This is a genomic window from Pseudomonas sp. D8002, assembly GCF_013385695.1.
Lineage (GTDB): Bacteria > Pseudomonadota > Gammaproteobacteria > Pseudomonadales > Pseudomonadaceae > Aquipseudomonas.
This window is the reverse complement of record NZ_JACAPM010000024.1, coordinates 241,007-267,279: the sequence shown is the minus strand read 5'-3', so window position 1 is coordinate 267,279 and position 26,273 is coordinate 241,007. Positions and strand designations below refer to the sequence as shown.

At 62.2% G+C, this 26,273-nt stretch carries 29 protein-coding genes; 11 read left to right on the top strand and 18 right to left on the bottom strand.

The features are described 5' to 3' along the window. Window positions 1–212: 212 nt before the first annotated feature. The 4 genes from coaD to HX807_RS14085 all read right to left on the bottom strand — a co-directional run bounded on the left by coaD (window position 213) and on the right by HX807_RS14085 (window position 4,437). Window positions 213–692 carry a pantetheine-phosphate adenylyltransferase gene (gene coaD / locus HX807_RS14100; protein ID WP_003176711.1) on the bottom strand — a complete coding sequence of 160 codons (480 nt, stop codon included), beginning with the start codon at window positions 690–692 and terminating at the stop codon, window positions 213–215. Between the two features lie 114 nt (window positions 693–806). Beyond that, window positions 807–2,402 carry a GMC family oxidoreductase gene (locus HX807_RS14095; protein ID WP_177035302.1) on the bottom strand — a complete coding sequence of 532 codons (1,596 nt, stop codon included), beginning with the start codon at window positions 2,400–2,402 and terminating at the stop codon, window positions 807–809. 33 nt (window positions 2,403–2,435) lie between these two features. Next, window positions 2,436–2,981 carry a twin-arginine translocation pathway signal protein gene (locus HX807_RS14090; protein WP_087693254.1) on the bottom strand — a complete coding sequence of 182 codons (546 nt, stop codon included), beginning with the start codon at window positions 2,979–2,981 and terminating at the stop codon, window positions 2,436–2,438. 28 nt (window positions 2,982–3,009) lie between these two features. Continuing rightward, window positions 3,010–4,437, bottom strand: a complete 1,428-nt coding sequence (locus HX807_RS14085; RefSeq protein ID WP_177050270.1) for a coniferyl aldehyde dehydrogenase — start codon at window positions 4,435–4,437, stop codon at window positions 3,010–3,012. Window positions 4,438–4,583: 146 nt separating this feature from the next. On the opposite strand from HX807_RS14085, the gene HX807_RS14080 reads away from it, so the two are divergent. Then, the gene (locus HX807_RS14080) at window positions 4,584–5,255 is read left to right on the top strand and encodes a TetR/AcrR family transcriptional regulator (protein ID WP_003213791.1); all 672 of its coding nucleotides are present in this window, start codon (window positions 4,584–4,586) and stop codon (window positions 5,253–5,255) included. A gap of 39 nt (window positions 5,256–5,294) precedes the next feature. Next, window positions 5,295–6,149 (top strand): sulfurtransferase, encoded by an 855-nt coding sequence (locus HX807_RS14075; protein WP_087693253.1) that lies wholly within the window; start codon window positions 5,295–5,297, stop codon window positions 6,147–6,149. Window positions 6,150–6,196: 47 nt separating this feature from the next. On the opposite strand, the gene HX807_RS14070 is transcribed toward HX807_RS14075, so the two are convergent. From HX807_RS14070 to HX807_RS14055, 4 genes are all read right to left on the bottom strand, one after another. Continuing rightward, window positions 6,197–7,192, bottom strand: a complete 996-nt coding sequence (locus HX807_RS14070; RefSeq protein WP_087693252.1) for a hydrolase — start codon at window positions 7,190–7,192, stop codon at window positions 6,197–6,199. A gap of 130 nt (window positions 7,193–7,322) precedes the next feature. Then, the gene (gene rsmD, locus HX807_RS14065; protein ID WP_003213788.1) at window positions 7,323–7,928 is read right to left on the bottom strand and encodes a 16S rRNA (guanine(966)-N(2))-methyltransferase RsmD; all 606 of its coding nucleotides are present in this window, start codon (window positions 7,926–7,928) and stop codon (window positions 7,323–7,325) included. Further along, window positions 7,928–9,418: a pitrilysin family protein gene (locus HX807_RS14060; protein ID WP_003213787.1), complete on the bottom strand. Its 1,491-nt coding sequence runs from the start codon at window positions 9,416–9,418 to the stop codon at window positions 7,928–7,930. The genes rsmD and HX807_RS14060 overlap by 1 nt, the downstream gene beginning before the upstream one ends. Next, window positions 9,411–10,766, bottom strand: a complete 1,356-nt coding sequence (locus HX807_RS14055; RefSeq protein WP_003213786.1) for a pitrilysin family protein — start codon at window positions 10,764–10,766, stop codon at window positions 9,411–9,413. The genes HX807_RS14060 and HX807_RS14055 overlap by 8 nt, the downstream gene beginning before the upstream one ends. 232 nt (window positions 10,767–10,998) lie before the next feature. On the opposite strand from HX807_RS14055, the gene ftsY reads away from it, so the two are divergent. The 4 genes from ftsY to rpoH all read left to right on the top strand — a co-directional run bounded on the left by ftsY (window position 10,999) and on the right by rpoH (window position 15,079). Beyond that, the gene (ftsY, locus tag HX807_RS14050; RefSeq protein ID WP_177050268.1) at window positions 10,999–12,408 is read left to right on the top strand and encodes a signal recognition particle-docking protein FtsY; all 1,410 of its coding nucleotides are present in this window, start codon (window positions 10,999–11,001) and stop codon (window positions 12,406–12,408) included. Beyond that, entirely contained in the window at window positions 12,405–13,076 is a 672-nt protein-coding gene (gene ftsE, locus HX807_RS14045) for a cell division ATP-binding protein FtsE (RefSeq protein ID WP_003213784.1), read from the top strand. The genes ftsY and ftsE overlap by 4 nt, the downstream gene beginning before the upstream one ends. After that, window positions 13,073–14,095 carry a permease-like cell division protein FtsX gene (gene ftsX / locus HX807_RS14040; protein WP_003213783.1) on the top strand — a complete coding sequence of 341 codons (1,023 nt, stop codon included), beginning with the start codon at window positions 13,073–13,075 and terminating at the stop codon, window positions 14,093–14,095. Before ftsE ends, ftsX begins: the two co-directional genes overlap by 4 nt. Window positions 14,096–14,224: 129 nt before the next feature. Next, window positions 14,225–15,079 (top strand): RNA polymerase sigma factor RpoH, encoded by an 855-nt coding sequence (gene rpoH, locus HX807_RS14035; RefSeq protein WP_003176698.1) that lies wholly within the window; start codon window positions 14,225–14,227, stop codon window positions 15,077–15,079. 135 nt (window positions 15,080–15,214) lie between these two features. On the opposite strand, the gene mtgA is transcribed toward rpoH, so the two are convergent. Continuing rightward, a complete protein-coding gene (gene mtgA, locus HX807_RS14030) occupies window positions 15,215–15,937 on the bottom strand; it encodes a monofunctional biosynthetic peptidoglycan transglycosylase (protein ID WP_087693250.1) in 723 nt (240 codons plus the stop codon). Window positions 15,938–16,011: 74 nt separating this feature from the next. Between mtgA and HX807_RS14025 the strand changes: the two genes are divergently transcribed. The 4 genes from HX807_RS14025 (at window position 16,012) to trmB (ending at window position 18,256) form a co-directional block, all read left to right on the top strand. Next, on the top strand, window positions 16,012–16,389 hold the full coding sequence (locus HX807_RS14025) for a DUF423 domain-containing protein (protein WP_003213781.1): 378 nt from the start codon (window positions 16,012–16,014) through the stop codon (window positions 16,387–16,389). Window positions 16,390–16,460: 71 nt separating this feature from the next. Next, a complete protein-coding gene (thiS, locus tag HX807_RS14020) occupies window positions 16,461–16,661 on the top strand; it encodes a sulfur carrier protein ThiS (protein ID WP_008434168.1) in 201 nt (66 codons plus the stop codon). Between the two features lie 65 nt (window positions 16,662–16,726). Continuing rightward, entirely contained in the window at window positions 16,727–17,521 is a 795-nt protein-coding gene (locus HX807_RS14015) for a thiazole synthase (protein ID WP_102370101.1), read from the top strand. A 9-nt stretch (window positions 17,522–17,530) separates the two neighbouring features. Continuing rightward, window positions 17,531–18,256, top strand: a complete 726-nt coding sequence (gene trmB, locus HX807_RS14010) for a tRNA (guanosine(46)-N7)-methyltransferase TrmB (protein WP_003213778.1) — start codon at window positions 17,531–17,533, stop codon at window positions 18,254–18,256. A 143-nt stretch (window positions 18,257–18,399) separates the two neighbouring features. On the opposite strand, the gene HX807_RS14005 is transcribed toward trmB, so the two are convergent. The 9 genes from HX807_RS14005 to HX807_RS13965 form a co-directional block, all read right to left on the bottom strand. Then, window positions 18,400–18,723 (bottom strand): DUF3392 domain-containing protein, encoded by a 324-nt coding sequence (locus tag HX807_RS14005; protein ID WP_003213776.1) that lies wholly within the window; start codon window positions 18,721–18,723, stop codon window positions 18,400–18,402. A gap of 19 nt (window positions 18,724–18,742) precedes the next feature. Further along, window positions 18,743–19,945: a radical SAM family heme chaperone HemW gene (gene hemW, locus HX807_RS14000; protein WP_256343980.1), complete on the bottom strand. Its 1,203-nt coding sequence runs from the start codon at window positions 19,943–19,945 to the stop codon at window positions 18,743–18,745. After that, window positions 19,942–20,538 carry an RdgB/HAM1 family non-canonical purine NTP pyrophosphatase gene (rdgB, locus tag HX807_RS13995; protein WP_177022331.1) on the bottom strand — a complete coding sequence of 199 codons (597 nt, stop codon included), beginning with the start codon at window positions 20,536–20,538 and terminating at the stop codon, window positions 19,942–19,944. The genes hemW and rdgB overlap by 4 nt, the downstream gene beginning before the upstream one ends. Then, window positions 20,535–20,969 carry a DUF4426 domain-containing protein gene (locus HX807_RS13990; protein ID WP_003213770.1) on the bottom strand — a complete coding sequence of 145 codons (435 nt, stop codon included), beginning with the start codon at window positions 20,967–20,969 and terminating at the stop codon, window positions 20,535–20,537. Before HX807_RS13990 ends, rdgB begins: the two co-directional genes overlap by 4 nt. A gap of 21 nt (window positions 20,970–20,990) precedes the next feature. After that, window positions 20,991–21,611 (bottom strand): methionine biosynthesis protein MetW, encoded by a 621-nt coding sequence (gene metW, locus HX807_RS13985; protein WP_003213768.1) that lies wholly within the window; start codon window positions 21,609–21,611, stop codon window positions 20,991–20,993. Window positions 21,612–21,618: 7 nt separating this feature from the next. Continuing rightward, window positions 21,619–22,758, bottom strand: a complete 1,140-nt coding sequence (locus HX807_RS13980; RefSeq protein ID WP_008434158.1) for a homoserine O-acetyltransferase — start codon at window positions 22,756–22,758, stop codon at window positions 21,619–21,621. A gap of 230 nt (window positions 22,759–22,988) precedes the next feature. Further along, entirely contained in the window at window positions 22,989–23,576 is a 588-nt protein-coding gene (locus HX807_RS13975; protein WP_003213764.1) for a YggT family protein, read from the bottom strand. A 24-nt stretch (window positions 23,577–23,600) separates the two neighbouring features. Continuing rightward, the gene (proC, locus tag HX807_RS13970; protein WP_177050266.1) at window positions 23,601–24,419 is read right to left on the bottom strand and encodes a pyrroline-5-carboxylate reductase; all 819 of its coding nucleotides are present in this window, start codon (window positions 24,417–24,419) and stop codon (window positions 23,601–23,603) included. Between the two features lie 33 nt (window positions 24,420–24,452). Continuing rightward, a complete protein-coding gene (locus HX807_RS13965; RefSeq protein ID WP_008434154.1) occupies window positions 24,453–25,139 on the bottom strand; it encodes a YggS family pyridoxal phosphate-dependent enzyme in 687 nt (228 codons plus the stop codon). Between the two features lie 57 nt (window positions 25,140–25,196). Here HX807_RS13965 and HX807_RS13960 point away from each other — a divergent pair, with 57 nt between their 5' ends. Further along, window positions 25,197–26,231, top strand: coding sequence for a type IV pilus twitching motility protein PilT (locus tag HX807_RS13960; RefSeq protein ID WP_177050264.1), 1,035 nt, complete (start codon window positions 25,197–25,199; stop codon window positions 26,229–26,231). Window positions 26,232–26,273: the final 42 nt, after the last annotated feature.

The window sequence follows — 26,273 nt, the reverse complement described above, 5'->3', positions numbered from 1 at the left end:
AATTGTGCCGCATTGGCGCCCCTGTGGCGAGGGGGCTTGTCTGTGGTGAGGGGGCTTGTCCCCCGTTGGGGCGCGAAGCGGCCCCGAATCAGGCGAACGGGTTTTACCTGAAACTACGCGGCGTCTTTATTGGGGCTGCTTCGCAGCCCAACGGGGGACAAGCCCCCTCGCCACAGACAAGGCCCTCGCCACAATAAGCCCAAAGACCAGAATTACTTCTTGAAGCGCAACGTCAGCGCATCCGCCACAGCCGGGTGCACGAACTTGGTGATATCCCCGCCCAACGCCGCGATTTCCCGGACCAACGTCGAGGAAATGAACGAATAACGTTCCGAAGGCGTAAGAAACAGGCTTTCCACGTCCGGCGCCAGTTGGCGGTTCATGTTGGCCAGCTGGAATTCGTATTCGAAGTCCGACACCGCCCGCAGGCCGCGCAGGAACACATTGGCGTTCTGTTCCTTGGCGAAGTGCGCCAGCAGCGTCGAGAAGCCGACCACTTCAACGTTGGGCAGATGCTTGGTGACCTCACGGGCCAGCTCCACGCGCTGTTCCAGGGGAAACAGCGGGTTTTTCTTGGGGCTGGCAGCGACCGCGATAATCACATGGTCGAACAAGCGCGAGGCGCGTTCGACCAGATCGCCATGGCCCTTGGTGATTGGGTCGAAGGTACCTGGGTACAACACTCGGTTCATCGCGTCGTCCTGGCGGAGTCCGTTGGGGAACCGGATGGTATCGCAGCCATCCCGGTCGGCCAAGTCAACTTATTCAGAAGAAAGCACTATAGACACCGCGAATACCCGGTTTTTTCAGGCCGTTTTCAGACGTTCGGCCAATGCCGTCGCCAGTTGCGCCGTCAATCCATACACCGATAACTGCGGGTTAGCGCCAATGCTGGTGGGGAATAGCGAGCCATCGTGGATCGACAAGTTGCGCAGTTGATGATGGCGCCCAAGGCTGTCGGCCACGGCGTTTTTCGGTTCTTCCCCCATCGCGCAACCGCCCATTACATGAGCGCTGCCGAGCCGGGTTCGGTGCAATTCGAGGTTCAACCCGTCGATCATGCTGCGGGCTTCAGCCAAGGTGTTCACGTAGCGCGCATCGCCGTGCAGCGGCATCACCGACTTGGCGCCGCCGGCAAACTGAATCTCCGCCATGCTGTGGAATGCCCGGCGCAGGCCGTCCCAGGCGTAGGGCGAAACCTGATAATCGAGCACCGGTGTGCCATCGCCGCGTAATTCGACTGTGCCACCCGGGCTGTCGGGGTGGAAGCCGTCCCGCAGCAGCGCCAGCATGGCGTGGGTTTTCGGCAGTTGACCCATGTCCAGCGCGTTCTGCGTGCCGTAGCCGCCGAGCAAGGTGCTGGCCAGGCCCGGATGCAGTGGCGGTACTTCGAGCTTGTAGGACATTTTGCCGGTAGTGCCGTCCTGCCATTGGAAGTGATCGGAATAAATCGACTGCGGCGCGCCGTAGAACGGGTTGATCACCTCGTCGAACAACCCGGCGGAAAAATTCACCAGGTGTAAAAAGGTTCGCTTGCCCAGGCGCGAGTGGGGATCGGGTGCGTCCGAGCGCAGCAGCAGCGCCGGGCTGTTGATGCCGCCGCCGGCCAATACGTAATGCTTGGCTTTGACTGTGATCTTGCGGCCGGTGGGTGCCACGCAATACTGATCCATGGCCACGCATTCGAGGCTGGTGATGGTGTCGCCGCTGAATTTCAAGCGTTCGGCACGGGCCAGGTACAGCAGCTCGCCGCCTTTCTCCAGGGTGGACGGAATGGTGGTCACCAGCATTGATTGCTTGGCGTTGACCGGGCAACCCATGCCGCAATACCCCAGGTTGAAACAGCCGCGCACATTGCGCGGGATCACGTGCCAGCTGTAGCCAAGCTTTTCGCAGCCCTTGCGGATCACGTCATTGTTGGCATTCGGTGGCATGGCCCAAGGCGCGATGCCCAGGCGTTGTTCCATTTTTTCGAACCAGGGCGCCATCTCGGCGCTGCTGTGGCCCTTGACCGCGTATTCGCTGGCCCAGTGGGCGAGGGTCGGGTCCGGGGTGCGGAAGCTGGAGGTCCAGTTGATCAGCGTGGTGCCGCCGACCGCTCGGCCCTGCAGGATGGTGATGGCGCCGTCCTTGCTCATGCGCCCGATGCCTTCCTGGTACAGGGTGGCGTAGGCCTCGTCCTCCAGCAGCTTGAAGTCGTTGCTGGTTTTCAGCGGGCCTTCTTCGATCAGCAGCACCTTGTAGCCGGCGGCGCTGAGGATTTCGGCGGTGGTGCCGCCGCCGGCGCCGCTGCCGATGATTGCGACGTCAGCCTCCAGGGTCAGGTCCTGGTCGAGGGCGGCGCCATTGTGGGTCTTCCAGCCGCGGGCCATGCCATCGCGGAACAGATCAGGTACGGGCATCAGGGTCGTCTCTTGTTTTTATCGGGATGCGAATCAGATTTTCGGTGGGCCGGGGTAGCCGCAATGCGCCCAGGACTCGGGGCGGAAATACCAGGCCATGATCACCAGCTTGAGCAACGAGCCCTGGCCCATGCGCAGCAGGTTCAGGTAGCTGTTTTCCCAACGGTGCAGGAAGTTGCGGATCTGTTCGCCGCTGGCGTTTTCCCAGCTGCCCCACACCCCGGTCAGCGGCCCACGGGTGACGGCCATGCCCAATACGTCGAACAGTTGCTGGGTCAGCTTGAACATCTCGGGCGACAGGTGTTGCAGGCTGAAGTCGAGCTTTTTCAGGGTGTCGTCGATCCCGGCCACCACTACCTCGGCGCTGGCCACGCCCTCCAGCAGCACCGGAATCACTGCCCGCAAAAACGGCAGGTCACTGCTGCGCAACATCGCAAAGCCGCTGGCCGGGGTGCTGCTGGAGCAGCCGCTGAGGCTGGCGCCCAGCCCGGCGGTGGCCAGGAAGGCGCTGGCGCACAGGCCGAGTTTCAAGACACCGCGCCGTGACAGCGCGGGTGATTCAGTCAGGCTAGGGTTCATTCTTATTGTTATCCCGGTGATGGGTTTGTTAGCGGACGAACAGCTTCTGGATCAACTTCTGGATGGATTTGCCATAGGGCGGGTAAATCAGCTTGGCCGCGTTCAAGCGTTGCTTGATCAGCACGCCCTTGGCCTTGCTGAACGTCAGGAAACCTTCATGACCGTGGTAATGGCCCATGCCCGACGGGCCGATGCCGCCGAAGGGCATGTCGTCCTGGGCTACGTGCAGCAACGTGTCGTTCAGGCACACGCCGCCGGAATGGGTTTCGTGCAGTACGCGGTTCTGTTCCGCCTTGTTGTAGCCGAAGTAATACAGCGCCAGTGGGCGAGGGCGCTGATTGATGTAGGCGAAAGCCTGGTCGAGGCCGCGATACGGCACGATCGGCAGCACCGGGCCGAAGATTTCGTCCTGCATCACGGTCATCTCGTCGCTGACATTCAGCAGCAGGCTGTGGGCCATGCGGCGGTCCTGGCCCTGGTCGTACAGCGGGACCAGGGTGGCACCCTTGTCAGTGGCGTCTTTCACGTAGCCGTTGAGCCGGGCCAACTGTCGTTCGTTGATGATGGCGGTGTAGTCCGGGTTGTCGGCCAGGGTCGGATAGAACCCGCGAACCGCCTTGCTGTAGGCCTCGACGAAGCCGTCTACACGGTCTTCCGGCACCAGCACGTAGTCCGGCGCCACGCAGGTTTGCCCGGCATTCAGCGCCTTGCCGAAGGCGATGCGTTCGGCGGCGTCCTTGAGCGGCACGTCGGCGGAAACAATCGCCGGTGATTTGCCGCCCAGTTCCAGGGTGACCGGCGTCAGGTGTTCGGCCGCCGCGCGCATCACGTGCTTGCCGATGCTGGTGGCGCCGGTGAACAGCAGGTGGTCGAAGCGCAGCTTGGAAAACGCCATGCCCACTTCAGCCTCGCCGAGCACCACGCACACCAGGTCCTCGGGGAAGATCTTCGCCAGCAGCGCCTTGAGCAACTGGCCGGTGGCGGGGGTGGATTCGCTGAGCTTGAGCATCACCCGGTTGCCGGCCGCCAATGCACCCACCAGCGGGCCGATGGCCAGGTACAGCGGGTAGTTCCAGGGCACGATCACCCCGACCACACCCAGGGGTTGATAGATGACCTTGGCGGACGCGGGCTGGAAGGCAATGCCTACAGCGCGGCGGGAAGGTTTCATCCAACCCTTGAGGTGTTTGCTGGCGTAGTGAATGCCATGCAGGCTGGGCATCAGTTCGGCGAACAGGGTTTCGTCGGCGCTGCGGTGGCTGAAATCACTGCTGATGGCGTTGATCAGCGCCTGGCGCTCGTCACTCAACAGCTCGCGCAAGGCCTTGAGCCATTGCTGGCGCTGGGCGGCCGGCGGCATCGGGTTGGCGGCGTAGGCCCGACGTTGGGCGTCGAACAGTTCCTGGAGTTGGTCCAGCGCCTGGGAATCTTGCAGGTAGGCAACGTTGGCAGACATGGCGAAGTTCCCGATTGTTATTGGAATGCTTCAGTTTTTAGAGTCATTGCTCTAAATTGTCAAATAACATTGCACAACGTGCCGATTTATCCGGACAAGGATAGTCCGTAAGATGCCGCCATCACGGGTCTAGAAGTTGATTTCCCATGGCACCACGAGTAAAGACCAGCGAGCGCATTGTGCAAACCAGCCTGGAGCTGTTTAACCAGCAGGGCGAGCGCAGTGTCAGCACCAACCATATCGCTGCCCATATGGAAATTTCCCCGGGCAACCTGTACTACCACTTCCCCAACAAGCAGGCGATTATCGCGGTGCTGTTTCGTGAGTACGAAGCGTTGGTGGACAGTTTCCTGCGCCCGCCCCAGGGCCGTGCGGTGACCGTGGAAGACAAGCGCTTCTACCTGCAGGCGGTGCTGGCCGGCATGTGGCGCTACCGCTTCCTGCACCGTGACCTCGAACACCTGCTGGAAAGCGACCCGGAGCTGGCCACCGGCTATCGGCGGTTCTCCCAGCGTTGCCTGATCCAGGGCGCAGCCATCTACCAGGGGTTTGTCGATGCCGGCATCCTGAACATGGACCCGGTACAAACCGAAGCCCTGACCCTCAACGCCTGGATCATCCTCACCTCATGGGTGCGCTTCCTGTGCACCACCAATGAAAAGTCCACGCACCTGAGCGCTGAGGCCATCAAGCGCGGTGTGTACCAGGTGCTGGTGCTGGAAGCCGGGTTTATCACCCCCAAGGCCAAGGACGCGGTGGATGCACTGTTCAAAGAGTTTTACGTGCCGTTGAATCAGGCGCTGGAAGAAGTGAAGTAGGATGTTTCCCGAACGCTAACCTAGCCACAGGAGTCAGTCATGCCGCTTGCCCAACTGATCAGCCCCCAGCAACTGGCCGAGCGCCAGAAGTCCGGCGGGCTGGTGATCCTCGATTGCCGCTTTGCCCTGGAAGACCCGGACTACGGCCTGTGCAGCTACGCCGAAGGGCATATCGAAGGGGCGCAGTATGCCGATCTGGAGCGCCACCTCAGCGGGCCGATAATCAAGGGCGTGACCGGTCGCCATCCGTTGCCGGCGCCGGATGCGTTTATCCGGCAACTGCGGGCATGGGGCGTTAACGCCGACAGCGATATCGTTTTGTATGACGACGGCCCGGGTGCCTATGCCGCCCGTGCCTGGTGGCTGCTGGCCTGGCTGGGCAAGCGCGACGGTGTGTTCATCCTCGATGGCGGCCTGAAAGCCTGGCACGCGGCGGGCTTCCCGTTGAGCCTGGATGCGCCGGTGATCGAGCCCGGCACCTTCAGCGGCACGCCGGACAACCACCTGCAACTGGACGCCGAACACCTGCAGAAACGCCTTGGCCAGCCCGGCCTGACCCTGATCGACGCCCGCGCCCAGCCGCGTTTTCGTGGTGAAGTAGAGCCGATCGACCCGGTTGCTGGGCATATCCCCGGCGCGCAATGTGCCGCATTCAATGAAAACCTGGGCAGCGACGGCCGTTTCCTGCCGGCGGACCAGCTCAAGCAACGCTTCGCCGCCAAGCTGCAAGACCGCTCGCCGGATGACCTGGTGGCCTACTGCGGCTCCGGCGTGACTGCCTGCCACAACCTGTTTGCGCTGTGCCTGGCGGGTTACCCGTTGGGCAAGTTGTACGCGGGGTCGTGGAGCGAGTGGATCACTGATCCAAAGCGGGAAGTTGCAACAGGCGACTGAGGTCTGCCTGACCCGGTCTGAGCCAAAGTGTGGGAGCTCCCACATTTTTATCGGCGTTGTGTCAGTAGCCACTCCGGGATTCTTCGTTCCAGGTAGTAAGTTGGCTGTTTCAGCGAGCCATCCACAAACCCGACATGCCCGCCCTTGGCCAGCAGTTCGAACTCGGTGCAATCCGACAGTTCGCTGGCCTCGGGCAGGCTGTGGGCGAACACGAACGGGTCGTCCGCGGCCTGGATGATCAGGGTTGGTGTGCGAATGCCCCCGAGGTAGTAGCGGCTGGAGGCGCGGCGGTAGTAGTCCTCGGCACTGAGGAACCCGTGCAGCGGCGCGGTGACGCGGCCGTCAAAGTCCCAGAACGTGCGCATCTTCTCCAGCGAGCCCAGGTCGGCGAGGGTTTTCAGGCCTGCCTCGCGGCCATCCTTGAGAAACCGGCTTTGTTTGACGCGGATATAGGCCAGCATTTCGCGCATGAAATGCTTCTGATAAACCCGAGAAAAGCCCAGGCCAATGCGATCGGCGCACTGATCCAGGCGAAACGGTACCGACACGGCTGCCGCACCTTGCAGCCCGCAGGCTTCGCCGGTTTCGCCCAAGTACTTGAGCAGCACATTGCCGCCCAGTGAATACCCCACCGCATACAGCGGCGCCAACGGGCGCTTGGCCCGCAGGTGAGCGATGGTTTCGGCCAGGTCTTCACTGGCGCCGGAATGGTAGCTGCGGGCAAGCAGGTTGGGTTCGCCGGAGCAGCCACGCCAGTTCAGCGCGACGCTGGCCCAGCCTTGGGTTGCGAGGGCTTTTTGCAGGCCGGCTACATAGGGCGAGTTGGACGAACCGGTCAGCCCGTGCAGTACCAGCACCAGCGGGGTGGTTGCGTCATGGGGCCCATGCCAGTCGAGGTCGAGAAAATCGCCGTCTGCCAGCCACAGCCGTTCGCGCTGGCGTTCGATGTGCGTGGTTTTGCGCCACAGCGGTCCCCACAACGTTTGCAGGTGCGGGTTGCCGAGGCCGAAGGCGGGGGAGAAGCGGTCGAGGGGCGGAGTCATGAAATTCTCGGTGCCGAATGGGCTTGCTCCAATCATTGTAGGAGCGAGCTTGCTCGCGAAAAACTCAAGATCACCGCGTTCCCCTGGTTTCCCGCGTCATCGTTAACGATCTTCGCGAGCAAGCTCGCTCCTACACGGTTCGTTGCCACAACGCGTAATACACCCGCCCGGATTTCTGCTCGCGGTGCAGGCGCCACGTGCCCGGCAGGCCGAGTGTGGACGGTGCGGTTTCGCTTTCAGTGTAGATCCAGGCATCCGGCGCCAACCACTGACGCTCTTCCAGCAGCGCACATACAGTCGGCAGCAGGTTCTGGTTGAACGGCGGATCAAGAAACACCACATCAAACTCACGGGCTTCCTGGGTTTCCAGGTAGCGCAACGCGTCAGCCGTCTGCACTTGCCCGGTGGTGCAACGCAGGGTGCCCAGGTGTTCCTTGAGGCTGGCGACCGCCACATTGCTGGCATCCAGCGCCTGGCCCAGCGCCGCGCCACGGGACAGCGACTCCAGGAACAGCGCGCCGCTACCCGCGAACGGGTCCAGCACCTTGGCCCCGGCGATATACGGCGCGAGCCAGTTGAACAGGGTTTCACGCACGCGGTCTGGCGTCGGGCGCAGGCCCACGACATCAGGGAAGCTCAGCTTACGGCTGCCCCACTCTCCGCCGATGATGCGCAGTTGGCCCACACCGTTGTGAACGTTGTGGACAGGTTTTTTGGGACGGGATGGACGGGCCATTAATGCTCCGGAACCCCGAGCGGTTGCTCGGCGGGTTTATCAGTGGGGGGCGGTAGTGGCTTTTGCGCAATCGTCGGGCCGGCGGTCACGATGACCATCTTGTCGGCACTCAAATGTTTGTTCAAAGCAGCTTTGACCTGGTCAACGGTCAGCGCCTGGGATTGTTTCATGAAATCTTCCAGGTAGCTCAGCGGCAGGTTGTAGAAACCCATGGCGCCCAGCTGCCCGACGATATCGGCGTTGCTCGCGGTGGACAGCGGGAAGCTGCCGGCCAGTTCGCGCTTGGCGTCATCGAGTTCTTTCTGCGTCGGGCCGGTCTTGAGGTAGTCGGCGAGTACGTCCTGCACCAATCGCAGCGTGCCGGCGCTCATTTCGGCGCGGGTTTGCAGGTTGATCATGAACGGGCCGCGTACCTGCATCGGCGAGAAGCCGGAGTATACGCCGTAGGTCAGGCCGCGTTTCTCGCGCACTTCGCTCATCAAACGGGTGCCGAAGCCACCGCCGCCGAGAATCTGGTTACCCAGGGACAGCGCGGCGTAATCCGGGTCGGCACGGTCGATACCCAGTTGCGCCAGCAGCAGGGTTGTCTGCTTGGACGGGAACTCGATGTGGGTGGTGCCAGCCTTGGGCTCGACCGGTTGGGCGATTTTCGCCAGCGCCGGGCCTTTTGGCAGGGACGCGGAAACCTTGGCGGTCATGGCTTCGGCTTCGGCGCGGGTCAGATCGCCGACTACAGAAATCACTGCGTTGCCGGCGGCGTAGGCCTTGGCGTGGAAGTCCTTCAATTGCGCGAGAGTCACCTTCGGCACGCTCTCGGCGTTGCCTTCGCTCGGATGGGCGTAAGGGTGGTCGCCATAGAGCTGCTTGAACAGCTCGATGCTCGCCAGTTTGCCGGGGTTCTGTTTCTGGTATTCAAAGCCGGCCAGCAGTTGGTTCTTGATGCGCGCCAGAGAGTCTGCCGGGAAGGTCGGCTTGCCGATCACGTCGTCAAACAGTGACAGGGCGGCGTCACGCTTGTCGCTGGCGCTCAGGCTGCGCAGGGAAACCAGCGCCATGTCGCGGTAGGCGCCATTGCTGAAATCAGCACCCAGGCCGTCGAAACCGGCGGCAATCTGGCTGACGTCCTTGCCCGGCACGCCTTCGTTGAGCATTGCGTTGGTCAACAGCGCCAGGCCTGGTGTTGCGCCGTCCTGGCTGCTGCCGGCGGCGAACAGGATGCGCATGTCGAACATCGGCAGTTCATGGGCTTCGACGAACAGCACCTTGGCGCCTTCGGCGGTGGTCCAGGTTTGCACGTCGAGCTTGCGGTTGGTCGGCGCCTTGTCGTCCAGCTCGGCCAGGGATTGCAGCTTGTTGGCGGACTTGGCCTGCTCCAGCGCCTGGCTGGCGACGGATTCGCTGGGGCGCAGCAAGTACACCGCGCAGGCCGCAGCCAAAGTCACCACGATCAGGCCGGGCAGCACCAGGCGGTTGTTTTTACGTTCACTCATGAGCGGTCTCCTCAGGCAAGACATGGGCGACGCTGAGACGTTCGCGGGTGAAATAGGTGCGTGCAGCTTTCTGGATATCTTCGGCGGTGACGCTTTGCAGCTCGGCCAGCTCGGTGTCCATGAGTTTCCAGGACAGGCCCACCGTCTCCAGGGAGCCGATGGCAGTGGCTTGGCTGGTAATCGAGTCGCGCTGGTAAACCACGCCGGCGATGACCTGGGCGCGGATACGCTCCAGTTCTTCAGCGCTCGGTGGCTTGGCCTTCAGCTCATCCAGCAGGCGCCAAAGGCCGGCTTCAGCCTGGGCCACGGTCTTTTTCTTTTGCAGGTTCGGTGTGGCAGTCAGGGTGAACAGGCTGTCACCGCGGGTGTAGGCGTCGTAGCTCGACGAGCCGCCGGACACCAGCTCTTCGCCGCGCTCCAGTTGTGTCGAGATGCGCGCGCTATAGCCGCCGTCCAGCAGGGCCGAGATCAGGCGCAGGGCGTTGACCGAGCGTTTGTCTTCAGCGGTGGCCAGGCTCGGCACGTTGAAACCAAGGATCACGCTCGGCAGTTTGGTCTGTACATGCATAGTCAGCAGGCGTTCACCGGGCTCGGCCAGCTCCAGCGGGATTTTCGCCGGGGGGACGTCGCGCTTGGGGATCGGGCCGAAATAGCGCTGGGCCAGGGTTTTGACTTCATCCGGGGTTACGTCGCCCACCACTACCAGGGTGGCGTTGTTCGGCACGTACCAGGATTGGTACCAGTGGCGCAGCTCTTCAACCTTCATGCGGTCCAGGTCGGCCATCCAGCCGATGGTCGGCGTGTGGTAGCCGCTGGCCGGGTAGGCCATGGCCTTGAAGCGCTCATAGGCCTTGGACATCGGGTTGTCGTCGGTGCGCATCCGGCGCTCTTCCTTGATCACCTCGATCTCGCGGCTGAACTCGTCGGCCGGCAGGCGCAGGCTGGCCATGCGGTCGGCTTCCAGCTCGAAGGCGACACCCAGGCGGTCACGGGCGAGCACTTGGTAGTAAGCGGTGTAGTCGTCGCTGGTGAAGGCGTTTTCTTCGGCGCCCAGGTCACGCAGGATCAACGAAGCCTCGCCGGGGCCGACCTTGGCGCTGCCCTTGAACATCATGTGTTCCAGGGCGTGGGACAAACCGGTCTGGCCCGGGGTTTCGTAGCTGGAGCCCACCTTGTACCAGACCTGGGAAACCACCACCGGGGCGCGATGGTCTTCGCGCACGACGACCTTGAGGCCGTTGTCCAGGGTGAATTCGTGGGTGGGTTGTGGGTCGGCAGCCAAAGCTGAAAGGGGCAGACAAACTGTGCTGAGCAGCAGGCCTGCGGCGCGGCGGGCTAGAGCATTCATTCGTTTTTAAACCTGTTGGGCTGCCCGCTTGGTCTTAGCGTCGGCGGGCGAGGAGGTGCTAGGATACTGGTCCGACCTAGGGACGGCCACTATGGCTGTCTTGTTAAGGCTCTATTTAGGCCTTACAAAATGTTGCGCATGAACGAGCTGGCTAAAAAACAGTCTGTTACGCATCGAATTTTATTTACCGGCACGCCCCCTGGCGCGTCGCTACCTTGAGATAGCCGTCTCCATGTTTGGTTCCAACGACGACAAGAAGACCCCAGCTGCGGCTGGCGAGAAAAAAGGCCTGTTCGGATGGCTGCGCAAAAAGCCGCAGGAAACCGTCGTCGAACAGCCGCAGGTTCAAGCTGAACCGATCCCCGAATCCATAGTAGAAGCCGAACCGGTTGCCGAAACCCCGGCCCCGGTGGTGTTGCCGATGGCCGAGCCGGTGTTGCAGCCCGTGGTTGAGCCAGAACCTGCGCCAGAGCCAGAGCACAAGCCATGGCTGGTGTTGCCGGTGGCAGAAGAGCCTGTAGCACTGGTTGAAGACGAGCAGGCCGCGCATGTGACGCCGCCGATTCCGGCCCTCGTGGAGCCTGCGCCCGTTGTGGTCCAAGCGCCGCCAGTGGTTGAGGTGCCTGCACCGGTGGTCGCCGAACCTGTTCCGGTCGCCGTCGCCGCGCCAGCAGTCATCGAAGAGCCTGCTGTTCCTGCCGAAACCGGCAAGACCGGTTTCTTCGCCCGCCTCAAGCAAGGCCTGAGCAAGACCAGCGCCAGCATCGGCGAAGGCATGGCCAGCCTGTTCCTCGGCAAAAAGACCATCGATGACGAGCTGCTGGAGGACATCGAAACCCGCCTGCTGACCGCCGACGTGGGCGTCGAAGCCACCGCCGTGATCATCCAGAGCCTGACCCAGAAGGTCGCGCGCAAGCAGCTGACCGACGCCGATGCGCTCTACAAGTCGCTGCAGGCCGAGCTGGCCAACATGCTCAAGCCGGTGGAAGCGCCGCTGATCATCGATACGCAGAAAAAGCCGTTTGTGATCCTGGTGGTTGGCGTCAACGGCGCCGGCAAGACCACCACCATCGGCAAGTTGGCGAAGAAGCTGCAACTGGAAGGCAAGAAAGTCATGCTCGCCGCCGGTGACACCTTCCGTGCCGCCGCCGTGGAGCAATTGCAGGTCTGGGGCGAGCGCAACAAGATCCCGGTCATCGCCCAGCACACCGGCGCCGATTCGGCCTCGGTGATCTTCGATGCGGTGCAGGCCGCCAAGGCGCGCAACATCGATGTGCTGATCGCCGATACCGCCGGTCGCTTGCACACCAAAGACAACCTGATGGAAGAGCTGAAGAAAGTTCGCCGCGTGATCGGCAAGCTCGACGCCGACGCGCCCCACGAGGTGTTGCTGGTGCTGGACGCCGGTACCGGCCAGAACGCCATCAGCCAGGCCAAACAATTCCACCAGACGGTCCAGCTGACCGGCCTGGCATTGACTAAGCTCGACGGCACGGCCAAGGGCGGTGTGATCTTCGCCCTGGCGAAGCAGTTCGGGTTGCCGATTCGTTACATCGGCGTCGGTGAAGGCATCGACGACCTGCGCACTTTTGAAGCCGAACCCTTTGTACAGGCACTGTTTGCCGAGCGGGAGCGTTCATGATTCGTTTCGAACAGGTCGGTAAACGCTACGCCAACGGGCATGTCGGCTTGCATGAGCTGAGTTTCCGGGTGCGTCGCGGCGAATTCTTGTTTGTGACCGGCCATTCGGGTGCCGGTAAAAGTACCTTGTTGCGCCTGCTGCTGGCCATGGAACGCCCAACCACCGGCAAACTGCTGCTGGCGGGCCAGGACCTGGCAACCATCAGCAACGCACAGATTCCATTCCTGCGCCGCCAGATCGGCGTGGTGTTCCAGAACCACCAGTTGCTGTTCGATCGCACGGTGTTCAACAACATCGCCTTGCCGTTGCAGATTCTCGGTCTGTCCAAGGCCGAAATCGTCAAGCGCGTGGATTCGGCCCTGGAGCGCGTGGCGCTGTCGGACAAGACCGACCTGTACCCAGGCGACCTGTCCACCGGCCAGCAACAGCGCGTCGGCATCGCCCGCGCCATCGTCCATCGCCCGGCCTTGCTGCTGGCGGACGAACCCACCGGTAACCTCGACCCGCGCCTGGCCGCAGAAATCATGGGCGTGTTCGAAGACATCAACCGCCTGGGCACCAGCGTGCTGATCGCCAGTCACGACCTGGCGCTGATCGCCCGCATGCGCCACCGCATGCTGACCCTGCAACGCGGCCGCCTGATCGGTGACGGGGAGGCTGGGGTATGAGTGCAACACGCAGCCCGAAGGTTTCCGAGCGCGTCGCGCCAAAGGCGGCCGACCCGCAGCCACAGAAGAAAAAACGCGACGAAGACGATGGCCCGGATTTCGGCACCCTGGTGCATGCCTGGATCGAAAGCCACCGTGCCAGCCTGGTAGACAGCCTGCGCCGCCTCGGCAAGCAGCCGATCGGCAGCTTTTTTACCTGCCTGGTCATGGCCGTGGCCTTGAGCCTGCCCATGGGCTTGTCATTGCTGCTGAACAATGTCGAGCGCCTTGGCGGTTCGTGGCAGCGGGCGGCGCAGATTTCCCTGTACCTGAACCTGGATGCCAGCGCCCAGGACGGTGAGTCCCTGCGCGACCAGATCAAGGGCATTCCGGGTGTGGCCGAGGCTGAGTACATCAGCCGCGATCAAGCCCTGGAAGAGTTCCAGCAACAGTCCGGCCTGGGCGAGGCGCTCAAGGAGTTGCCGCAAAACCCGCTGCCGGGCGTGGTGCTGGTCACCCCGAACGAGGTCGACAAGACCACCCTGGAAGCCCTGCGACAAAAACTCGCAGAGCTGCCGAAGGTCCAACAGGCACAACTTGATCTAGTCTGGGTAGAGCGGTTGGCCGCGATTCTCAAGCTGGGCGACCGGTTTGTGTTCGGCCTGACGGTGTTGCTGGTGTCTGCATTACTTTTGGTGATAGGCAATACCATTCGTCTTCATATTGAAAACCGCCGCACCGAGATAGAAGTGATTAAACTCGTCGGCGGCACGGACAGCTATGTGCGTCGGCCTTTTCTGTACATGGGCGCGCTGTATGGCTTCGGTGCGGGAATTTTGTCCTGGGGCGTACTGGCTTTTGGCCTGAACTGGCTGAACGACGCGGTGGTGGGGCTTGCCGGTTTGTACGGCAGCGATTTTGCCCTGGCCGGCGTGCCGGCAGCCGATGGTCTGTCATTGTTGCTTGGGGCAGTGCTCTTGGGGTATATCGGTGCTTGGATTGCGGTCGCACGGCATTTACGTGAGCTGGCACCGAAGTAGTTAATGTCAGGGTAATGTGGTTTCGTTTGTATTGACCGTATCAGTGGTTTAGGGAACTTGTCCTACGGTTCCCGGTCAATTTTCGCAGTGCTGAACTGCACGAGTTATGTGAGTCGGAGGTTTTTTCGTATGACCACTTCTTTGCAACCTGCTTATGCTCTGGTCCCGGGTGCGAACCTGGAGGCCTATGTGCACACGGTCAACAGCATTCCATTGCTGACGCCCGAGCAGGAGCGTGAACTGGCCGAGAGTCTCTACTATGAGCAGGATTTGGGGGCGGCTCGGCAGATGGTGCTCGCCCACCTGCGTTTTGTCGTACATATCGCCCGTAGCTATAGCGGCTACGGCCTGGCCCAGGCTGACCTGATTCAGGAAGGCAACGTTGGCCTGATGAAAGCCGTGAAGCGCTTCAACCCGGAAATGGGTGTGCGCCTGGTGTCGTTTGCTGTGCACTGGATCAAGGCGGAAATTCACGAATTCATCCTGCGCAACTGGCGCATCGTGAAAGTCGCGACCACCAAGGCCCAGCGCAAACTGTTCTTCAACCTGCGCAGCCAGAAGAAACGCCTGGCGTGGCTGAACAACGAAGAAGTGCATCGCGTGGCCGAAAGCCTCGGCGTAGAGCCACGTGAAGTGCGCGAGATGGAAAGTCGCCTGACCGGCCATGACATGGCCTTCGACCCGGCCGCCGAAGCGGACGACGACAGCGCCTTCCAATCGCCGGCCAACTATCTGGAAGACCACCGGTACGACCCGGCGCGTCAGCTGGAAGATGCCGACTGGAGCGACAACTCCAATCACAACCTGCACGAAGCGCTGGAAGTGCTGGACGACCGCAGCCGTGACATTCTCTACCAGCGCTGGTTGGCAGAAGAAAAAGCCACGCTGCACGACCTGGCGCAGAAGTACAACGTGTCGGCCGAGCGGATTCGTCAGCTCGAGAAGAGTGCGATGAACAAGCTGAAACTGTCGATCGCCGCCTGACACAGGTAGCTAGGACAGCGCGATCGAAATGTGGGAGCGGGCTTGCTCGCGAAGGCGGTGGATCAGTCACCTAAAGTATTGACTGGCACACCGCTTTCGCGAGCAAGCCCGCTCCCACTTTTGTTTTGTGGTGGGTCAGTCAGCCCAAGGCGCCTTGCGCGAGTTGTTCAGCTCATTCAAATAGCTGTCGCCACCCAACTGACTCATCTGCTGCCGAATCCACGCCGCCCGTCGCGCGACATACGACGTTGGATGGCTGGCACTCCACACCCGCGGGTTAGGCAACACCGCCGCCAGGTAGCTGGCCTGCTGGCGGGTCAGCGCCTTGGCGCTCACGCCAAAGTGATGCCGCGCCGCCGCTTCGGCGCCGAACACGCCTTCATCCCACTCCACGCTGTTGAGGTACACCTCAAGAATTCGCTGCTTGGGCCAGAGAATCTCGATCAGCCCGGTAAACCAGGCTTCCAGGCCCTTGCGGAAATAGCTGCGGCCGGTCCATAAAAACAGGTTCTTCGATACCTGCTGGCTCAAGGTGCTGGCGCCACGAATCGAACCGCCACGCTCGTTATGCTGCAATGCCGCCTGGATCGCGCCGAAATCAAAACCCCAATGTTGCGGGAAGCGCTGGTCTTCGCCGGCCATCACCGCCACTTTCAGCTCGTCGGAGATCTGATCCCACGGCACCCACGTGCGCTGTACGTCAATCGGCTCGCCGTCGACCCAGGACTCGACCTTGCGCTCAACCATCAGCGCAGTGCCCGGTGGTGGCACGAAACGGAACAGCAGCACCAGCAGCACGCTGCCGATGGCAAACCACTTGAGGGCTTTGAGAAAACGCTTGAAGAGGAGACGCAGCATAGAGATGGCTTGGCCGAACCCGTTGAGCGGGCCATTATACAGACCCTGCCCCCTGAGTCTGACTGGAGTTCCTCATGTTGCGTGGCTTTCTGATGCTGGCTGCCTTTTTCGGTTTCACCGGCGTCGCCCTGGGCGCGTTTGCCGCCCACGGCCTGAAAAACCGCCTGAGCGCCGAGTACCTGGCGATTTTCCACACCGGCGTGACCTACCAGTTGGTGCACACCCTGGCGCTGTTCGGCGTGGCACTGTTGGCGGCGCACATTCCGGGCAGGCTGGTGACGTGGGCGGGGGTGTCCTTTGCCGTGGGCATCCTGCTGTTCTCCGGCAGCCTGTATGTGCTGACCATGACCGGCATCAGCAAGCTCGGCATCATCACCCCGTTTGGTGGCCTGGCGTTCCTGCTGGGCTGGTTCTTCCTCGGTTTGGCGGCGTGGCGTCTACAGGCTGCCTGACCAAGGGGCTTGGGCCAGCAACGCCAATCACGCTAGAATGCTGGCCCCTAAAAACGATGGCGGCCCGTGGCATGCGCATTCAGTTGAACGGCGAACCCTTTGAACTGCCCGACGGTGAAACCGTTGCGGCCCTGCTGACCCGTCTGGACTTGACCGGACGCCGCGTCGCAGTGGAGCTCAACCAGGATATCGTCCCGCGTAGCCAGCACGTCGAGACCGCGCTCACCGAGGGTGACCAGGTCGAAGTGGTCCACGCCATCGGCGGCGGCTAGCCGTCCGGCGCTCCAGGGCGCCAACCCGCATTCTGCAGAACCTCACCCCAACTCGAGGATTTCCCATGAGCATCGTTCGTAGCGACAAGCCTTTCGTCCTGGCCGGTCGTACCTTCCAGTCGCGTCTGCTGGTCGGCACCGGCAAGTACCGCGACATGGAAGAAACCCGCCTGGCCATCGAAGCCTCGGGCGCCGAGATCGTTACTTTCGCCGTGCGCCGCACCAACCTCGGCCAGATCGAGGGCGAGCCGAACCTGCTCGAAGTGCTGTCGCCGGATCGCTACACCTTCCTGCCGAACACCGCCGGTTGCTACGACGCCATCGAAGCCGTGCGCACCTGCCGCCTGGCCCGTGAGCTGCTCGACGGCCACAACCTGGTGAAGCTGGAAGTGCTGGCCGACCAGAAAACCCTGTTCCCCAACGTGATCGAAACCCTCAAGGCCGCCGAGACCCTGGTCAAGGAAGGCTTCGACGTGATGGTCTACACCAGCGACGACCCGATCATCGCCCGCCAACTGGCCGAAATCGGCTGCATCGCGGTGATGCCGCTGGCCGGTCTGATCGGTTCCGGCCTGGGTATCTGCAATCCGTACAACCTGCAGATCATCCTTGAAGAAGCCAAGATCCCGGTGCTGGTGGATGCGGGCGTGGGCACTGCCTCCGACGCCACCATCGCCATGGAACTGGGTTGCGATGCGGTGCTGATGAACTCGGCCATCGCCCATGCCCAGCAGCCGGTCCTGATGGCTGAAGCCATGAACCACGCAATTGTCGCCGGCCGCCTGGCGTACCTCGCCGGGCGCATGCCGAAAAAACTTTACGCCAGCGCCTCCTCGCCGCTGGATGGTCTGATCAAGTAAGAGCCATTGATGACTGAATCAAACGAAACGCCGAACACCCTGGAAGAAGGCGACGAGTCCAAGCACCGCCGCATCAAGAGTTTTGTGATGCGCGCCGGTCGCATGACCGAGGGCCAGCAAAAGGGCCTGGAGCAGGGCACGCCGCTGTTCGTCCTGCCGCTGGCAGACGCGCCGGTGGATTACGACCAGGTGTTTGGCCGCTCGGCACCACGCTCCCTGGAGATTGGCTTCGGCATGGGCCATTCCCTGCTGGAAATGGCCGCGGCTTCGCCGGAGCAGGATTTTATCGGGGTTGAAGTACACCGTCCGGGTGTTGGCGCGCTGCTGAACGGCGTGCTGACTCAGGGCCTGACCAACCTGCGGGTCTACGACTGCGACGCGATCGAAGTGCTCAACCGCTGCATCGCCGACAACAGCCTCGACCGCCTGATGCTATTCTTCCCGGACCCCTGGCACAAGAGCCGCCACCACAAGCGCCGCATCGTCCAGGCTTCCTTCGCGGAACTGGTGCGCAGCAAGCTGAAAGTGGGCGGCATCCTGCACATGGCCACCGACTGGGAACCGTATGCCGAGTACATGCTGGAAGTGATGAACGTCGCCCCTGGCTACCGCAACCTGGCGGAAGACGGCAAATGCGTCCCGCGCCCGGCCGAGCGGCCGATCACCAAGTTCGAACGTCGCGGCGAGCGACTCGGGCATGGGGTTTGGGATTTGAAGTTCGAGAAAGTGGACTGATAAGTCCCAGGCTTGAAATGCAGTAAAAAATGTGGGAGCGGGCTTGCTCGCGAATGCGGTAGATCAGTCGACATTTACGCTGACTGACACACCGCATTCGCGAGCAAGCCCGCTCCCACATTTGTTTTGTGCCGCGCTTAAGGTCAGCGGCGATCCGCCACCACCCCAATCAACACCAGCACCACCAACAACACCGGCGCCAGGCTGTAGTTGTTGAACTGGCTCAACCCGCGAACAATCCACGGCGTGGCATAGATCAGTGCTGCACCGCTGCCGATCATGCACACCAGCGCCATCAGCGGCACGCGCAGCGCACCCGCGATGCTGCCCAGCCGTGCTTCGACCCAGCCCTTGATGTCGGCGCCAAACAGCACCAACAGGCAGCCTACCAACGCCAGGGAGATTTCCGACAGGTTGCTACGGCTCCAGCGGGATACGGTGGCGAGCAGGTCGAGTACCAGATCCATTTGATTTCCTTAAGAGCAATCAGCTCAAAAACTTCTGCAGCAGGTCATTGAGAAAGAGTTGCCCGCGGTCGGTGGCCGCCAGGCGTGACGGTTCGACCTGCATCAGGCCACTTTGTTCTGCCTCGCGGCGAGCTTCATCGAGGCTGGCCAGTTCGAGGCCGGTACGCTCGGCGTAAAGCCTGGCTTCGACGCCGTCGGTGAGGCGCAGGGCGTTCATCAGGAACTCGAACGGTAACTCTTCGTTGGTCAGTTCTTTCGCGCCGGCCTGGTAGTTTTTCGCCGGGTTGAGGTAGTCCTTCGGTGCCCGGGTTTTCCAGGTGCGCACGATGCGCCCATCCGGATGGCTGAGCTTGCCGTGGGCACCGGCGCCGATGCCGATAAAATCGCCAAAGCTCCAGTAGTTCAGGTTATGCCGCGCCGGCCGGCCCGGTTGGGCGTAGGCCGAGACTTCGTACTGGGCGTAACCGTGTTCGGCGAGCAACGCCTGGCCGGCTTCCTGGATGTCCCACAGGGTGTCGTCTTCCGGCAGCACGGGCGGCTGGTTCCAGAACACGGTGTTGGGTTCCAGGGTCAGTTGATACCAGGACAGATGCGTGGGCTTTAGGGCAATGGCCTGGCGCAGGTCGCCCAGGGCGTCCTCCAGGGACTGATCGGGCAAACCGTGCATCAAGTCCAGGTTGAAGTTGTCGAACCCGGCCTGGCGCGCCATGCCGGCGGCACGCACGGCTTCGTCACCGTTGTGGATGCGGCCCAGGGCTTCGAGTTTTTCCTGCTGGAAACTCTGGATGCCAATCGACAGCCGATTGATCCCCAGCTTGCGGTACGCCACGAACTTCTCTTGCTCGAAGGTACCGGGGTTGGCTTCCAGGGTGATCTCGATATCGCCGGCAAACGGGATGCGCGCTTCCACGCCCTTGAGCAACCGGCCCAGGGCAACGGCGCTGAACAGGCTTGGGGTGCCGCCGCCGAAAAAGATCGAACTCAGCTCACGGCCGTACACCGCGTGCAGGTCCTGATCGAGGTCGGCCAGCAACGCGTCGACGTACTCTTCCTCCGGCAGCACCTTGCTGGCGGTGTGGGAGTTGAAGTCGCAATAGGGGCATTTGCGCACGCACCACGGGATGTGGATATACAGCGCCAGGGGCGGCAGGTGAGGCAGGGCCGCCCGAGGTGTTTGCGCGCCACCGAGAATCAGTGGCTGCGCGGAGGTGTTCTGAGTCATTTCATGCCCAGGCGCTGGCGCAGCAAATCCATTGCGCGGGCGCGGTGGCTGATCTGGTTCTTGTCGGCCGGGCTCAGTTCGGCACTGGAGACGTTGCGCTCCGGCACCCAGAACAGCGGGTCGTAGCCGAACCCGTGCTCGCCGCTGGCCGCATGCAGGATGCGACCATGCCACAAGCCTTCGCAGAGGATCGGCAATGGATCATCGGCGTGACGCACCAGGGCCAGCACGCAGACGAACTGCGCGCCGCGCATCGCGTCGGGCACGTCCTTGAGGGCGTCCAGCAGCTTGGCGTTGTTGGCCGCGTCGCCTTTACCGTCGGCGTAACGTGCCGAGTAGATGCCAGGCGCGCCGCCCAGGAAGTCCACGGCCAGGCCCGAATCGTCAGCCAGTGCCGGCAGGCCGGAAATACGCGCGGCGTTGCGGGCTTTGAGGATGGCGTTCTCGACAAACGACAGGCCGGTCTCTTCCGGCTCTACCTGGCTGAACTCGCCAATCGAGCGCAGTTGCACCGAGTCGCCGAGCATGGCCTGGAGTTCTTTGAGCTTGCCGGCGTTATGGCTGGCCAGTACGAGTTGAGTAAGGTTCATCATTGCGCCGGAAACAGTTCCTGGTTGAAACTGAAACCGTGGGCTTTGCCACCGGTTTCAACGTTGATGGTGAAAATCTTGGTTTCCTGCTGCGGCACCGGGTACTGGGCGACGTAAAGCGTAGAACCTTTCTGGGTAATTTTCTTGAACGTCAGCATCTCGCTCTTGCCGCCCAGATCCTTGATTGTGCCGGTAACGGTGGCGTCTATCGATTCGACGCCCTTGTTTACGAACACATTGATCATGCCCAGCTCTTTGCTGCGTACGATCCCGGCTTCCTGAGCCATTTCCGGCGTCAGGAAGCTGGTGGTCAGGGTGTTGTAGTGCACCGTGATATCGCCGAATTCTTTCTGACGATTACCATCGATAACATCCGCCGCCATAGCGCTGACGCTCAGGCACGCGGTGAGTAGAAAAACAGCCAGGCGACTCATGATCGTCCTCCTTGAAAATGGTTAGACGGCAATCTGGTGGTCCGTCAGGCCCGGGCTGCTGACCCGGTAGATCCCGATCTCACCCAGCAGGTTGGGCCATAGCTTACTCGCCCAGCCGTGACGATGCTGTTGATCGACGGCAAGGCGGTTGATGACTTTGGCTTCGCGCTCGCCGCACAGCGCTTCGAAGTCTTCAAAGGTGCAGAAGTGGATGTTGGGCGTGTTGTACCAGGTGTACGGCAGGAAGTCCGACACCGGCATGCGGCCCTTGGTGGCCAGGTACCAGCGGCAGCGCCAGTGGCCGAAATTGGGGAAAGTAATGATGCACTGGCGGCCGACGCGCAACATTTCGTCGAGGATCCGGTCCGGGTAGTGCACGGCTTGCAGGGCCTGGGTCATGACCACGATGTCGAAGCTGTTGCTGGCAAAGTTGCCGAGGCCCTTGTCCAGGTCCTGCTCGATCACGTTGATGCCCTTGGCCACGCACTGGGCGATGTTGTCCGGGTCGTTTTCCAGGCCATAGCCGGTGACTTGCTTGTTGTCGCGCAGCCAGCTCAGCAGTTCGCCATCGCCGCAACCCAAGTCGAGCACGCGGCTGCCGGCGGGGATCCAGTCTTGGATGATTTCCAGGTCGGCTCTCATGGCGTTCTCACAGTGCTATTCGGTTCATGTAATTGCTAAAAGCCTGCAAGTAACGCGGGATCGGGATCAGGAAGGCGTCGTGGCCTTGCGGTGCGTCGATCTCCAGGTAGCAGACGTCTTTCTTCGCGGCCATCAGCGCATCCACCAATTCCCGCGAGCGGGCCGGGGAGAAGCGCCAGTCGGTGGTGAACGACATCACGCAGAACTTGGCGGTGGCCGCCTCGAAGGTGCGCGCCAGGTCATCGTCGAAATTCGCCGCCGGGTCGAAGTAGTCCAGGGCCTTGGTCATCAGCAGGTAGGTGTTGGCGTCGAAACGCCCGGAAAACTCCTCGCCTTGATAACGCAGGTAGCTCTCGACCTGGAATTCGACGCTGTGGAAGTCGTAGTTGAGCTTTTCGCTCTTGAGGCCTCGGCCGAATTTTTCGCCCATGGAGTCATCCGACAGGTAGGTGATGTGCCCGACCATGCGCGCGAGCATCAGCCCGCGCTTGGGGATCACGCCCGCTTCCTGGAACGAACCGCCGTGGAACTCCGGGTCGGTGAGGATCGCCTGGCGCGCCACTTCGTTGAAGGCGATGTTCTGCGCCGACAGCTTGGGGGCCGAGGCGATGGCCAGGCAATGGCGCACGCGGTCCGGGTAGGTGATGGTCCATTGCAGGGCCTGCATGCCGCCCAGGCTGCCGCCGATCACGGCGGCCCATTGGGCGATGCCCAGTACGTCGGCCAGGCGCGCCTGGCTGTGCACCCAGTCTTCCACGGTCAGCACCGGGAAATCGGCGCCAAACGGCTTGCCTGTTTCCGGGTTGAGGCTGCTGGGGCCGGTGGAGCCGTTGCAGCCGCCGAGGTTGTTCAGGCTGACCACGAAGAACTTGTTGGTGTCGATGGGCTTGCCGGGGCCGATGCAGCTGTCCCACCAGCCGGGCTTGCGCTCGTCCATGCTGTGGAAACCCGCAGCGTGGTGGTGGCCGGACAGGGCGTGGCAGATCAGCACGGCGTTGCTGGCCGTAGCGTTCAGTTGGCCGTAGGTTTCATAGATCAGGTCGTAGGCGGGCAGCGAACGGCCGCAGGCCAGGGCCAGCGGTTCGCTGAAGTGCGCCACTTGGGGCACGACCAGTCCAACAGAATCGGGGGGGAAGGCAGTTGGCATCGACCCTGCTCTCGTTTAAATGAGGCGTAAGTCTAAAGACCGCTGCACCCAGCGGCAAGCAAAGGCCTGCGGCTGGTGTTTTTAAGGCTTTTTGTGGCGAGGAAGCTTGCTCCCGCTGGAGCGCGAAGCGGTCCCGGTCCGGTTGCCGCGATTTTGCATATGCAACGCGGTCGGCCGTTTTGGGGCTGCTGCGCAGCCCAGCGGGAGCAAGCTCCCTCGCCACATTGTCGTCAGATCAGACCGAACAGTTCTTTGGGCATGAATGCATAGAACGCCAAACGTGGAATCACCCAGCTTTGCAGCAACTGGATCGCGATAAACGCGAAGATCGGCGAGATGTCCAGGCCACCCAGGTTAGGTACCAGGCGACGGAACGGTGCCAGCACCGGCTCAGTGATCTGTGCCACCAGTTCGGCACCCGGGCTGCGGCTGCCCGGAGCGACCCAGGACAGGATCACGCTGATGATCATCGACCAGAAAATGATCTTCAGGAACAGCGAGAAGATCCCGATCAAGGCCCACGGCAGCAACAGCAGCGTGGTGGCCTGATAGCCATTGAGCAGCAGGATGACCGCGAACAGCAGGATCTGCAGCAGCAGCGCCAATACCAGCGACGACATGTCCAGGCCGAACAGGCTCGGGATCACCCGGCGCAGAGGCTTGAGCAGCGGCTGCGTGGCCTTTACCACGAACTGGCACAGCGGGTTGTAGAAGTTCGCCCGCACCAGTTGCAGGATAAAACGCATCAGCACGATCAGCAGGTACAGGCTGCCCAGGGTCTGGATGATGAAAATGGCAGCGTCATTGATTCCGAGCATGTTTGATTCCTATGTAGGGGACGACTATTTGCCCAGCTGCTCGGCCATTTCGGCCGAACGATGTGCTGCGGCACCCAGTGCTTTTTCCACCAGGGCTTCAAAGCCCCCGGCCTGGAACGATTCGATTGCCGCCTGGGTCGTGCCGCCGGGCGAGGTCACGCGACGGCGCAACTCGGCCGCGTCGACATCGCTGGTCACGGCCATCTGCGCGGCGCCCAGTGCGGTCTGCTCGGCCAGTTGCTCGGCGACTTCCTGCGGCAGGCCGAGTTTCACGCCAGCGGCGGTCATGGCCTCGATCAGCAGGAAGAAATACGCCGGGCCACTGCCGGAGACGGCGGTGACGGCGTCCAGTTGCTGCTCTTGTTCCAGCCACACGGCGAGACCTACGGCGGACAGCAGCTCTTGTGCCTGGTCGCGCTGTTGGGCAGTGACTTCGGATGTGGCGTACAAGCCGCTCACGCCCTTGCGCAGCAGCGCCGGGGTGTTGGGCATGCAACGCACAATCGGCTGGGCGCCGAGCCAGTGGGTCATGCTGGCGCAAGTGATGCCGGCGGCGATGGACACCACCAGTTGATGGGGCTTGAGGCTTGGGCGCAGGCTTTCGCACACGGCTTTCATGGCTTGTGGCTTGACCGCCAGCACTACCACGTCCACGCCTTCAATCGCTTCTGCGTTGTCGGCGAAGGTGTCGATGCCGTGCTCGGCGCTGACGCGGGCGCGGGTGTCGGCGCCCGGGTCGCTGGCGCGAATCTGTTGTGCTTCCAGGCCCTTGGCCCGCAGGCCGCCGATCAGGCTGGCCGCCATGTTGCCGGCGCCGATAAAGGCAATACGCGTGTTGCTCATGACAGGTCCTTACTCAGATGGAAGTCAGCCATTTCACGGCTGGCCATAGTCGCGGGCACCAAACAGGGCGGTACCGATCCGCACCCAGGTGGCCCCTTGGGCGATGGCCGACTCAAGGTCATGGCTCATGCCCATGGAAAGTGTGTCGAGCCCCAGGTCGAGGCTCGCTTGCAGGTCGCGCACGGTGGCGAAGGCTGCGTCTTGCTCTGCACGGTCGTCGGTCGGCTCGGGAATCGCCATCAGGCCGCGCAGCTTCAGGCGCGGCAGGGCGCTGATGGCTTCGGCCAGGGCGGGCAGGTCGGCGGGTGTACAGCCGGACTTGCTGGCTTCGCCACTGACGTTGACCTGGATGCAGATATTCAGCGGCGGCAGGTCAGCCGGGCGTTGTTCGGACAGGCGTTGTGCGATTTTCAGGCGGTCCACGGAATGCACCCAGGCGAAGTTCTCGGCGATCGCACGAGTCTTGTTCGATTGAATGGGGCCGATGAAGTGCCAACTCAAGGGCAGGTCGGTTAATTCGGCCTGTTTGCCCAGGGCTTCCTGCAGATAGTTCTCGCCAAAGTCACGCATCCCGGCGGCATAGGCTTCGCGCACGGCCTGTGCGGGTTTGGTCTTGCTCACGGCCAGCAGGTGCACGCTGCCTGCGTCGCGCTGCGCGGCCTCGGCGGCTGCCCGGATCCGCTCGGAAACCAGGCCGATGTTGTCTGCTATGGTCGACATTCAAGTTGCGCCCGTGGATATGGAGTCCGCGGCATTCTACTGGAAATGGAAAGCCCTATGGATATCACTGAACTGCTGGCCGCCGGCGTACGCCTGCGGGCCTCCGACCTGCATCTGTCGGCGGGGTTGGCGCCGATGCTGCGAGTGGATGGCGAGATCTGGCCACTCGATTGGCCTGTACTTGCGCCGGTGCAAGTGGCGGCGTTGCTCAGCCCTTTGCTGAACAATCACCAGCAAAAGGATTTCGAAACATCTCTTGAAACGGATTTTGCCTTCGAGTTGCCCGAGGTGGCGCGGTTTCGGGTGAATGTGTTCCAGCAGCACCGGGGCATGGGCGCGGTGTTTCGTACCATCCCCTCAACCGTGCAGAGCCTGGAACACCTGGGGTTGGGCGAGGTGTTCCGGCGCATCGCAGACTTGCCACGGGGGCTGGTGCTGGTCACCGGGCCGACCGGTTCCGGCAAGTCCACCACCCTGGCAGCGATGATCGACTACCTCAACACCCATCGTCGCCAGCACATCCTCACCCTTGAAGACCCGATCGAGTTTATCCACCAACCGAAAAATGCCCTGATCAACCAGCGACAGGTGCATCGCGATACCCACAGTTTCTCGGCGGCCCTGCGTTCGGCATTGCGGGAGGACCCGGATGTGATCCTGGTTGGCGAATTGCGAGACCTGGAAACCATTCGGCTCGCGCTGACGGCGGCGGAAACCGGGCACCTGGTGTTTGGCACGTTGCACACCACGTCGGCGGCTAAAACCGTGGACCGGGTGGTGGATGTGTTTCCGGCGGGGGAAAAGACCATGGTCCGCTCGATGCTCTCGGAGTCATTGCAGGCGGTGGTGTCCCAGGTGCTGGTGAAGAAGGTCGGCGGCGGGCGGGTGGCGGCTCACGAAATCATGCTCGGCACACCGGCGATTCGTAATTTGATCCGCGAGGACAAGGTGGCGCAGATGTATTCGGCGATCCAGACGGGTGGGGCGCTGGGGATGACGACGCTGGACATGAGTTTGAAGGCGTTGGTCAGCCAGGGGCTGATCAGCCGGGAACATGCCCGGGAGAAGGCGAGGGTGCCTGGGGATATTTAAGGTCGCGTGGGCGATGAAAAACTAATGTGGGAGCGGGCTTGC

Bases quoted from the DNA above. Each gene is read 5' to 3' on its own strand.
- coaD (WP_003176711.1), bottom strand. From the start codon at position 692: ATGAACCGAGTGTTGTACCCAGGTACCTTCGACCCAATCACCAAGGGC.
- HX807_RS14095 (WP_177035302.1), bottom strand. From the start codon at position 2,402: ATGCCCGTACCTGATCTGTTCCGCGATGGCATGGCCCGCGGCTGGAAG.
- HX807_RS14090 (WP_087693254.1), bottom strand. From the start codon at position 2,981: ATGAACCCTAGCCTGACTGAATCACCCGCGCTGTCACGGCGCGGTGTC.
- HX807_RS14085 (WP_177050270.1), bottom strand. From the start codon at position 4,437: ATGTCTGCCAACGTTGCCTACCTGCAAGATTCCCAGGCGCTGGACCAA.
- HX807_RS14080 (WP_003213791.1), top strand. From the start codon at position 4,584: ATGGCACCACGAGTAAAGACCAGCGAGCGCATTGTGCAAACCAGCCTG.
- HX807_RS14075 (WP_087693253.1), top strand. From the start codon at position 5,295: ATGCCGCTTGCCCAACTGATCAGCCCCCAGCAACTGGCCGAGCGCCAG.
- HX807_RS14070 (WP_087693252.1), bottom strand. From the start codon at position 7,192: ATGACTCCGCCCCTCGACCGCTTCTCCCCCGCCTTCGGCCTCGGCAAC.
- rsmD (WP_003213788.1), bottom strand. From the start codon at position 7,928: ATGGCCCGTCCATCCCGTCCCAAAAAACCTGTCCACAACGTTCACAAC.
- HX807_RS14060 (WP_003213787.1), bottom strand. From the start codon at position 9,418: ATGAGTGAACGTAAAAACAACCGCCTGGTGCTGCCCGGCCTGATCGTG.
- HX807_RS14055 (WP_003213786.1), bottom strand. From the start codon at position 10,766: ATGAATGCTCTAGCCCGCCGCGCCGCAGGCCTGCTGCTCAGCACAGTT.
- ftsY (WP_177050268.1), top strand. From the start codon at position 10,999: ATGTTTGGTTCCAACGACGACAAGAAGACCCCAGCTGCGGCTGGCGAG.
- ftsE (WP_003213784.1), top strand. From the start codon at position 12,405: ATGATTCGTTTCGAACAGGTCGGTAAACGCTACGCCAACGGGCATGTC.
- ftsX (WP_003213783.1), top strand. From the start codon at position 13,073: ATGAGTGCAACACGCAGCCCGAAGGTTTCCGAGCGCGTCGCGCCAAAG.
- rpoH (WP_003176698.1), top strand. From the start codon at position 14,225: ATGACCACTTCTTTGCAACCTGCTTATGCTCTGGTCCCGGGTGCGAAC.
- mtgA (WP_087693250.1), bottom strand. From the start codon at position 15,937: ATGCTGCGTCTCCTCTTCAAGCGTTTTCTCAAAGCCCTCAAGTGGTTT.
- HX807_RS14025 (WP_003213781.1), top strand. From the start codon at position 16,012: ATGTTGCGTGGCTTTCTGATGCTGGCTGCCTTTTTCGGTTTCACCGGC.
- thiS (WP_008434168.1), top strand. From the start codon at position 16,461: ATGCGCATTCAGTTGAACGGCGAACCCTTTGAACTGCCCGACGGTGAA.
- HX807_RS14015 (WP_102370101.1), top strand. From the start codon at position 16,727: ATGAGCATCGTTCGTAGCGACAAGCCTTTCGTCCTGGCCGGTCGTACC.
- trmB (WP_003213778.1), top strand. From the start codon at position 17,531: ATGACTGAATCAAACGAAACGCCGAACACCCTGGAAGAAGGCGACGAG.
- HX807_RS14005 (WP_003213776.1), bottom strand. From the start codon at position 18,723: ATGGATCTGGTACTCGACCTGCTCGCCACCGTATCCCGCTGGAGCCGT.
- hemW (WP_256343980.1), bottom strand. From the start codon at position 19,945: ATGACTCAGAACACCTCCGCGCAGCCACTGATTCTCGGTGGCGCGCAA.
- rdgB (WP_177022331.1), bottom strand. From the start codon at position 20,538: ATGATGAACCTTACTCAACTCGTACTGGCCAGCCATAACGCCGGCAAG.
- HX807_RS13990 (WP_003213770.1), bottom strand. From the start codon at position 20,969: ATGAGTCGCCTGGCTGTTTTTCTACTCACCGCGTGCCTGAGCGTCAGC.
- metW (WP_003213768.1), bottom strand. From the start codon at position 21,611: ATGAGAGCCGACCTGGAAATCATCCAAGACTGGATCCCCGCCGGCAGC.
- HX807_RS13980 (WP_008434158.1), bottom strand. From the start codon at position 22,758: ATGCCAACTGCCTTCCCCCCCGATTCTGTTGGACTGGTCGTGCCCCAA.
- HX807_RS13975 (WP_003213764.1), bottom strand. From the start codon at position 23,576: ATGCTCGGAATCAATGACGCTGCCATTTTCATCATCCAGACCCTGGGC.
- proC (WP_177050266.1), bottom strand. From the start codon at position 24,419: ATGAGCAACACGCGTATTGCCTTTATCGGCGCCGGCAACATGGCGGCC.
- HX807_RS13965 (WP_008434154.1), bottom strand. From the start codon at position 25,139: ATGTCGACCATAGCAGACAACATCGGCCTGGTTTCCGAGCGGATCCGG.
- HX807_RS13960 (WP_177050264.1), top strand. From the start codon at position 25,197: ATGGATATCACTGAACTGCTGGCCGCCGGCGTACGCCTGCGGGCCTCC.